The sequence below is a fragment of the Kineococcus sp. AC630 genome (assembly GCF_979255925.1).
Map to the genome: position 1 here is coordinate 1 of NZ_CEEDMJ010000124.1, position 244 is coordinate 244.

A 244-nucleotide genomic window follows, 5' to 3' on the forward strand; every position below is an offset into this window, starting at 1 on the left:
ATCACGGGGGTGGTGACCGAGCGACTCAGCGGTCGCGGCGACGGCGATCGCCGCGTGCCCGGTCTCGACGGCACGGGAGTCCACGGCGACGAGCGCCCCGCGCACCGTGATGTTGCCGTAGACGAACGCCGAGGTGCGGGGCCGGGCGCGGACGACGTCGAGCCCACCGTCGCGACGGTGCCGGAAGCTGGCCATCGCGGCAGCCTAGGGCGTTGAGTCCGCGGCCCCCGACGAGTCCCTCCAC

The 244-nt window shown here is 74.6% G+C and carries 1 pseudogene; it reads right to left on the reverse strand.

The annotated features are described in order from the left end of the window. A pseudogene (locus AC0I8G_RS26105) lies at nucleotides 1-195 on the reverse strand (hypothetical protein); the annotation flags it as partial. Nucleotides 196-244: the final 49 nt, after the last annotated feature.